7 protein-coding genes are annotated in these 7,910 nt (G+C 33.8%); 3 read left to right on the top strand and 4 right to left on the bottom strand.

Features of this window, described 5'->3' with window-relative positions; genetic code table 11:
* Positions 1-378 precede the first annotated feature (378 nt).
* From CHB72_RS25210 to CHB72_RS25225, 4 genes are all read right to left on the bottom strand, one after another.
* Complete coding sequence (locus CHB72_RS25210; RefSeq protein ID WP_089285625.1) at positions 379-1,458, bottom strand: NAD/NADP-dependent octopine/nopaline dehydrogenase family protein; 1,080 nt, start codon at positions 1,456-1,458, stop codon at positions 379-381.
* 263 nt (positions 1,459-1,721) lie between these two features.
* Positions 1,722-3,362: a CotH kinase family protein gene (locus CHB72_RS25215; protein WP_089285626.1), complete on the bottom strand. Its 1,641-nt coding sequence runs from the start codon at positions 3,360-3,362 to the stop codon at positions 1,722-1,724.
* 23 nt (positions 3,363-3,385) lie between these two features.
* Positions 3,386-4,069 (bottom strand): DUF4956 domain-containing protein, encoded by a 684-nt coding sequence (locus CHB72_RS25220; RefSeq protein ID WP_089285627.1) that lies wholly within the window; start codon positions 4,067-4,069, stop codon positions 3,386-3,388.
* Positions 4,018-4,806: a polyphosphate polymerase domain-containing protein gene (locus tag CHB72_RS25225; protein WP_089285628.1), complete on the bottom strand. Its 789-nt coding sequence runs from the start codon at positions 4,804-4,806 to the stop codon at positions 4,018-4,020. Before CHB72_RS25225 ends, CHB72_RS25220 begins: the two co-directional genes overlap by 52 nt.
* 187 nt (positions 4,807-4,993) lie before the next feature.
* On the opposite strand from CHB72_RS25225, the gene CHB72_RS25230 reads away from it, so the two are divergent.
* The 3 genes from CHB72_RS25230 to CHB72_RS25240 all read left to right on the top strand — a co-directional run bounded on the left by CHB72_RS25230 (position 4,994) and on the right by CHB72_RS25240 (position 7,665).
* Positions 4,994-5,671, top strand: a complete 678-nt coding sequence (locus CHB72_RS25230) for a response regulator transcription factor (protein ID WP_089285629.1) — start codon at positions 4,994-4,996, stop codon at positions 5,669-5,671.
* Positions 5,672-6,949 (top strand): sensor histidine kinase, encoded by a 1,278-nt coding sequence (locus tag CHB72_RS25235; RefSeq protein ID WP_089285630.1) that lies wholly within the window; start codon positions 5,672-5,674, stop codon positions 6,947-6,949.
* 209 nt (positions 6,950-7,158) lie between these two features.
* A complete protein-coding gene (locus tag CHB72_RS25240) occupies positions 7,159-7,665 on the top strand; it encodes a hypothetical protein (protein ID WP_089285631.1) in 507 nt (168 codons plus the stop codon).
* Positions 7,666-7,910 lie beyond the last annotated feature (245 nt).

Here is a 7,910-nt window from a genome sequence, read left to right on the forward strand (position 1 = left end):
TATAGATAACCAACTACAGAACTTAAGCAGATGACTGAAATCTATGATTTCATGTCAGTCGCTTATACAAGGTGAAATTTTGATATACTAAGGGCTACATTTGCAGCCCATGGTTTTGGGCGAAACCGTAGACCGTGTATATCAAAAGTAGATGACCCAAATCTTTGATTTGCTGTCAGTCACTTTCACAGAGTGCAATTAAAGTTTAAAATTAGTTATCTATAGTATTGATTTTTATATAGGGTATAGACTCCTTTAAATAACAGATGAAACATACTCTTAGCTGATGATAGCAATTTTTAGCTTTTAACTCTAATAATTTTCGCTTCTTCTTTTGTTAGATACCAACGTTTGAGTATTCTTCAGTTTTTGTTTAAACTACAATACATTTATCAACTCATCTACTGTATAACTGCTTAACCCTAAGGTTTCTGGTGTTCTGCTTTTCATTTCTCTGTATTCCTTTCCCATTATTACTGAAGCTATATTGATAATTGAATCCATGATTGGGGTCTCTACTTCAATCTGCTTACCTAATTCAGACATGAAAACAAGACCATAACCCACATCTTCATTCATATATCTGTTATCCAGTTTACTCTGTGCTTTGATTCCTTTAAACCCTCTCCCCTTGCTGTAGCCTGTATCATAATTGCTTTCTTGCATATATCCTTGTATTAATCCTAAAACCGGATTGGGAATTATTTCTATTTCTAATTTTTTCCCAATTTCGATCCTCTCTTTATCTACTGCTTCCATTAACCTACCAACACTAGGCGTAACTCCTTCCTCATAAAAGTAGAAATCTCCTTTTTCTCTTTCTACTAATGCAGCATTTAGCAAGGTTACCGCTGGATGAATAACAGGATTACCATTCTGCAATGTTGTTTGAAGTACATTTTTAGCTGGAACTATTCCAGGGTACACTTCTTTCAGGTCTATGAGAACGTTCTCAGTCAGTCTTGATGGAATTGCCGCTAGATAAATACCTCCTAGCAATTTAATATAAATATGAACTTTTCCTGCTGCAATAACCCTACAAGCATATGGCAATGTAGATGTTTCTGATACAATGATGGACTCGTCTTCTAGCTCCAATCCTAGTCCTTTCTTAAATATCAAGCTACCTCCACAGGAACCAGGACAAATCACTATTTTTTGACCTTTTTGAATATAACCTTTAGCTGCTTCTGCAAACAGTTTCGTACCAAAAGCAGGTCTAACCACCATAATTAAGTCTGCTCCTGTTATAACTTTTTCAATGTCGTGACCAGCATACTTTATTTCCGCAAATCCAACAAAATCGCCATCTACAAAGATACCGCCATTTTTCATTATAGCATTAATATTTTCATTAAATTCTTCAAAATCAAATAAATATACATCATGCCCCTTCAAGGCAAAATCTGCCGCTACTGCACACCCTCCGTTACCTGATCCTAAAACAGCTATTTTCATAGACTATTTCCACTTCCTTCCCTAGGATATTTTTAAAAAATACCCTGTTTTATATAAAACAGAGTATTTTTAAATACAGTATTTCCAAGATTAATTTTGTTTAACCTAAATCCCTTTAACCCCATCTTATTCTATGTGCTTTCTTCTGTCAATTGAGGTAATCAAGAATCATCTTATCCACTTGTTACAAAGTAATTGTAAAAGTTCTGTATTCTGATAAAAAAATCAGAGGAAAAGAGTAAAATATTACATGCTAGTATACATTAATTTACTTTCTCATTATTGTCTCTATTCCCATCTCGCATATCATTCATGGTTGTATTTCCTATAGTAGGGAGCTCACCAGCTAGCTGCTGTTTGATATTCTCTACTCTATCTCTTACAAAATTTAGAATAGAGGTTGCATTTCCCATCATACCCATACCACCACCATTTGGTCCACCCCTCATATCTCCACCCATATCTCCCTGTGGCATTCCAGGTCGATCGCCATCCATAAATTCTCGTGACATTTCCTGCCTTCTATTTTGACGATCAACATTTTCAAATCCTTCTGGCGCACCTTGTATTCTATCTTGTCGGTCTAGATTTTCATACCCTTCTGGCATATTCTCTAGCATCTGTCTTTGCATTTCCTCTCCTAGTTGCATCCTTTGATTTTGTGTAGGGTTTGTTGTTACGTCTTCATCTGTCTCCGAATAGGTTATACTTGCCTCAAACTGCTCCATTGTATAAAACTTCGTAGGATCTGCCTCTACATAAGGTCTTATTTTGTCCACCAGACCTGTAACATTTTCTTCAAAGTTCTCCAGATAATCAAGGAGTTCTTTTATATATTCATAATATCTTTCTTTATACTCCTCCACTGCCAATAGATTATTGATAAGAGGAAAATTTTCTATGTTTTCTCTCAGCACAGGTTCATCAATGGGAATAGTTGTAAGATCTCCACCACCGAATCCTGCAATAGACATATTATAATCCCATGGGATTACAGTAAATTTACCATCTTGACCATATAAATAATAGTTATGTGACTTATTTCCATGGTAACTGTCGTAACTACCTAAAACTGTATTGACTGCAAAATATTTTAATGCACTGTCTACATCCAACACACTTTCAATATTACCTTTTTCTCCTGCTGGCATTTCATTTAGAACTTTTATGAAGTTTTTAAGGTCTGTTTTTGTTTTGTCTTTTCCTGATTTTAGTTCTAAAGTATCATAGTTGCTGCCTTCTACATATTGAAGTGAACTGCCTTGATCTGCTTTATACAAACTACCACTGTCGTCATCAAAATTTCTCTTTAAAAAGCTGTCATCAATTGATTCCACCATAAGGTAGAAACCATAGAGTTCACCATTGATATAAACATTTGCAAAGGTGGTGAGGGGCACATCTACACCAATTTCCCTAAAAGCTTCATAGCTTAAATATTCCCGCAGGTAGGAAGGGTCCGAAAAATTATTGTTTACAACAAATTCGTCCAAGTCAAGAAGATATTGATCCTTTATATATTTATTTATATTGATTTTAAAACTATAACGCTCAGAATCACTCCTTGCAACAGATTTTAGAGAAGAATTTCCCTTTGTTCGAAAACCTACATCTTCTAAAGTGATGCCATCAACTGTAATTGTTACACTTTTGTATTCCTCCTCCATCGGTTCTGCAAGAATACTTTGCCAATCTTCTTCTGTAATTTCTACATGAATATCCACTACGTCTTTTTTGAATATTTCTTCGTAAGCGACCCTATTTTCTGCCTCTGGCGTATTTAATAGATTGGATAACCTTGATAGATCTGTAGCATGTGTTTCAAAAACATTGATGGACACAAATAATAGTATACCTGTAAGCCCAACAGCCACAATTGTTTTTATAATGTTTCCTTTACCCATTATAGCTTCCTCCATTTATATTATTATTCTTTCTCGTCACCAGACAGAGCTAATGTAATATTTAAGTTTCCGTTTCTACAACGCAGTGCGTCCAGCAGTTCTTTTTGATTTGTTTTATAATCCATTGTTATTGTGTAAACTAATTGATAGAGGCTACCCAAATCAATGGTTTTAACTTTTATAAGCTGATAACTGTCTGTGAACTTTTCAAACACTTCATCAAAGGCCCCCTCAAAATCTAAATCCTCAGGAACTGTTATTTTTATCAGCCTCTGAGAAAAGTTCTTTCTACCAAAGTTAAAGAAATTCAGAATCAGCATAATTAGACAAAGAATTGTTGTAAACAGAACAGCATATCCATAAAATTCTACACCACAAGCGAGTCCTGCCGCCATTGCAAAGAGCACATAGGCAATATCCTTTGGATCTCCTGGTGCACTTCTAAATCTAATGATGGAAAATGCACCCGCTAAGCTAAAGGCCCTTGCAACATTGCTTCCTATTAGAAGAATAATAATGGCAATCACCATAGGTATAAGCACTAGTGTAAGTGAAAAGTTTTGAGAATAACCATTTTTTTCACATGTTCTCATATAGGTCAAACTGATGATCCCTCCTAAGAGAAAGGCTACAACAATTGTTAACATTGCTGTTATTAAAGGTATCGAGGTATGAACTGAGGTTGTATTAAATAGTGATTCAAACATAATTTTGTTTCTCCTTTCCGTTGTTGATTTCTTAATAACATCTTTTGATATTCTACTCCATACTTTGAAAAACTTGTTTTATATATTTTGTTTTCAGAAAGTAGTTTAGACAACCATACTGGGATACTCTTTTCTGCTTTAACCTCCATAAGCCATTGATTATCTTCTAGTAGTTTCTCTCCATAATCCCCACTTTCCAGCTTTAAATCATATCTGCGTGTTCTTATGTTTGTATCAAAAGTAATTCTTAAGTCCTTATTTGTTTTGCTAAAGAAGGCTTTTCTGTCATAAGCCAAGTAAAGCTTTGGCTCCAGATTGTATATTTTAAACATATACTCCAGTTCATTCATTACCTGTCTATTCATATACGCCTTTACTTCAGGCTTCATACCTGTGGCTGCAAAATTATAAGCTTCCTTTAGTTTCATTTTTGTTCTTCTTTTATTCACCAAACCATAAACCTTCTTTTTAATCTCCAAATAGATCTCATCATTTTCTTTAGGAACGCCATATGTTCTAAGCCGAAGTTTTTCTTTATAATTTGGTTTAGATAAAGAATTTCTTATTAGATAGTCATCTTTTGTATCATAGTATATATTGCATATGGTATAAAACTCTTGGGTCTTATTGTACTCATCCATGTCCATATAGTATAGCAGCTGCTCTTGAAATCTGTGATATGTGCCATGATTGATTAAAAATTTATTTTCATGTCTATTGAAGACCTCTTTTGCCATTCCATCACTCCTCTCCTTCATTGATTATATTGTTTTTTCTTGGGTTAATTACATTTTACAAACTGAACCTTAAAAGAACCTTAAAAATTTACATGAATTTAATAATTCATAAAGTATTTTGATTTAAGGTTGATTTAAGGATTGGTATGCTATAATACTATAAAGGAAAGAAAGTGGAGGGTATGCTATGCGAATATTAATCATAGAAGATGAGATTCATTTGGCAGAAGCTTTAGCACAAATATTAAGAAAAAATAATTATACCGTCGATCTTGTTCATGAAGGAGAGTCTGGATTGGATCACGCTTTAAGTGATATTTATGATTTAATCCTCCTGGATATCATGCTGCCTAGAATGGATGGCATAAGCATACTTAAAAATATCCGGAAAGAAGGAATTGCAACACCAGTCATTCTTCTTACAGCAAAAGGAGAAATTTCTGATAAAGTGGTTGGACTAGACAGTGGTGCTGATGACTATTTAGCGAAGCCCTTTGCTACAGATGAGTTGTTGGCAAGAATAAGAGCTATGTCAAGACGAAAAAGAGAAATTATCTCAGATAACACTTTAAAATACGGTGATATTGAATTAAATACTGGAACCCTTAAGTTGTCCAAAGATAGCAAAGAAGTGAAGCTTACATTAAAAGAAAGTGACCTATTAGAATTTTTTATTTTACGAAAAAATCTAGTTTCCTCTAAGGAATCAATTATAGAAAAACTCTGGGGGTTTGATTCTGAAGTTGAACATAATCATGTAGAGGTTTATGTTTCTTTTTTAAGGAAAAAACTTCTGTTTCTAAACTCAGAAGTAGTGATCAGCACGCTTCGTGGTGTAGGTTATATGCTGGAGGTGAAAAACTAAATGTTTAAACAGCTTAGAAACAAATTTCTTATTCTGAATTTAGTTATTATTTCTGTTATGATGCTTATTGCTTTTACCTCTATCTATTTAATAACCTATAATAATGTTCATAAAAACATTCAAATGGAGCTTCGTAGGCTATCAGAATTTAGCCGTAGAGTAAATGAAAAAGTAAATCAACCGTCCCGTGATTTTTATAATGGAGGAACGCCGCCGCCTGACTTTGAACATAGGGAACTTCCGCCAGAGCCTTCGGTTTCTTTTGCTTTAACCACTGACGATGAAGGAAACATATTAAGCATTTCATCTATATTTACCATGGAAGAAGCATTTTATGAAGCGGCAAAAAACAGTGTCCTATCCCAAAATACCAGTACAGGAAATCTCAAGCTTGAGGATAAGTATTGGGGATTTATGATAAACCCTTATTTTGATGGCTATAGGATAGTATTTTTAGACATAACCCCACAGCAAGATTTTCTTACCAACCTTATTTATACATTCTTCATCGTTGCATGCATTATGCTGATTGTTATTTTCTTTATAAGTAGATTTTTTGCAAATAAGTCTATAAAGCCTATTAAAGAAGCCTTTAATAAACAAAAACAATTTATTGCAGATGCCTCCCATGAATTGAAAACCCCACTGGCTGTTATCAATACAAATCTTGACGTGCTTTTATCTAATGAGGAAGAGAGCATAAAGAATCAGTCAAAGTGGCTTTATTACATTAAATCCGAAACCGAGAGAATGACAAAACTGATCAAAGATCTTTTGTATTTAACACAAGTAGATTATTCAGACATAAAAATGATCTTTACCAACTTTGATTTAAGTGAAGCAGTTGAAAATATTATTTTAACAATGGAAGCTGTTATCTTTGAAAATAATATTTCCCTTGATTATAGCATTGAACCAAACTTAATTACTCATGGCAATAGTGAGCAGCTTCAACAAGTGGTAATGATACTTCTGGATAATGCTGTAAAATATACAGATAACAAGGGAATTGTAACTATTTCCTTAAAGAAACATTATAGTACTCTTCTTTTATCTGTAACCAATACCAGTGAAGGAATACCTCAAGAGGATATAGATAAAATCTTTCATAGATTCTATCGTATCGATCAGTCTCGATCAAGAAAAAGCGGAGGCTATGGTCTTGGTTTAGCTATTGCCAAAACAATCGTAAAGCAGCATGGAGGAAGAATCTATACTAAAAGTGTTTTAAATGAAAGTACAACTTTTACTGTTGAACTACCTAGTATCCATAGCTAATACTGCTATAAAAGTTTTTTGTCCTTCTTCCTAAGAGCTATATTTGCAGTCTTTGACTACGTTTTTTGTCAAGGGCGAAACCGTAGGCTGTGTGTATCAAAATTAAAGTTTAAAATTGGTTATCTATAAAATAAAATTTTATTAAACTTGTTATTAAATTGATAAATTAATGCCATAATACACTATACATATATCTAGGAGTGATGGTATTGATTATTGAACTGGTTATGAAATTTTTAGATACTCACAACTTACCATGGCTAATTTTAGCAGCTATAACTTGGTTGATAATTTATTTCTCTTGTTCTTTACAGCAATTCTTCCATGCATTGCCTGTTGCTTTTTGGACTATGCTAATTGGTGGTATCTTAGAGAGTTTTTTTATTGATAAGAAATTTTGGATTGAGCGCTTCATTTTGGTTCACCTTGGTGAATTAGACTTATTTGTTATAATTGGTCCGTTTTTTTCTATAGGATTATTATTAATAAGATTTTTGCCTAAGGGTCGTTGGAAGAAACATCTTGCCATCTTAGTATTTGCAACACTAGCAACAGCAATAGAATTAATTGCTACAAAGTTGGGCTTTCTGGAATATCATTCAGAAAAATGGGGAGCACTATACTCTTTAGTAGCCTATTACTTAGCTTTAATGAGTGCCTTAGGTTTCTACTATGTTTATTACAATAGAGATCTTTCCAATCCAACATACCCTTAGATAAAATGAGACTTAATTCAGAGGGAGTTTTTACTCCCACTGAATTGTAGCCGAATTTACTTCGAGGATGTAGTGCTTGATCTCCCGCTTTAAGTAGACAACCGAAAGTTTGGTTTCTAACTTTCGTGTTGGTCACTTAGTTTGTTTATCTATAAGCAGATAACCAAAATCTTTGATTTTGTGTTAGTCGCTTAGTTTGTTTATCTAGAAGAAGCGGGAGTCTTAGCAATACACCGAAGGATAAA

The sequence above is a fragment of the Anaerovirgula multivorans genome (assembly GCF_900188145.1).
Lineage (GTDB): Bacteria > Bacillota > Clostridia > Peptostreptococcales > Natronincolaceae > Anaerovirgula > Anaerovirgula multivorans.

What these genes read in the sequence shown, in the direction of transcription:
- CHB72_RS25210 (WP_089285625.1), bottom strand. Translation starts at nt 1,458, where the DNA reads ATGAAAATAGCTGTTTTAGGATCAGGTAACGGAGGGTGTGCAGTAGCG.
- CHB72_RS25215 (WP_089285626.1), bottom strand. Translation starts at nt 3,362, where the DNA reads ATGGGTAAAGGAAACATTATAAAAACAATTGTGGCTGTTGGGCTTACA.
- CHB72_RS25220 (WP_089285627.1), bottom strand. Translation starts at nt 4,069, where the DNA reads ATGTTTGAATCACTATTTAATACAACCTCAGTTCATACCTCGATACCT.
- CHB72_RS25225 (WP_089285628.1), bottom strand. Translation starts at nt 4,806, where the DNA reads ATGGCAAAAGAGGTCTTCAATAGACATGAAAATAAATTTTTAATCAAT.
- CHB72_RS25230 (WP_089285629.1), top strand. Translation starts at nt 4,994, where the DNA reads ATGCGAATATTAATCATAGAAGATGAGATTCATTTGGCAGAAGCTTTA.
- CHB72_RS25235 (WP_089285630.1), top strand. Translation starts at nt 5,672, where the DNA reads ATGTTTAAACAGCTTAGAAACAAATTTCTTATTCTGAATTTAGTTATT.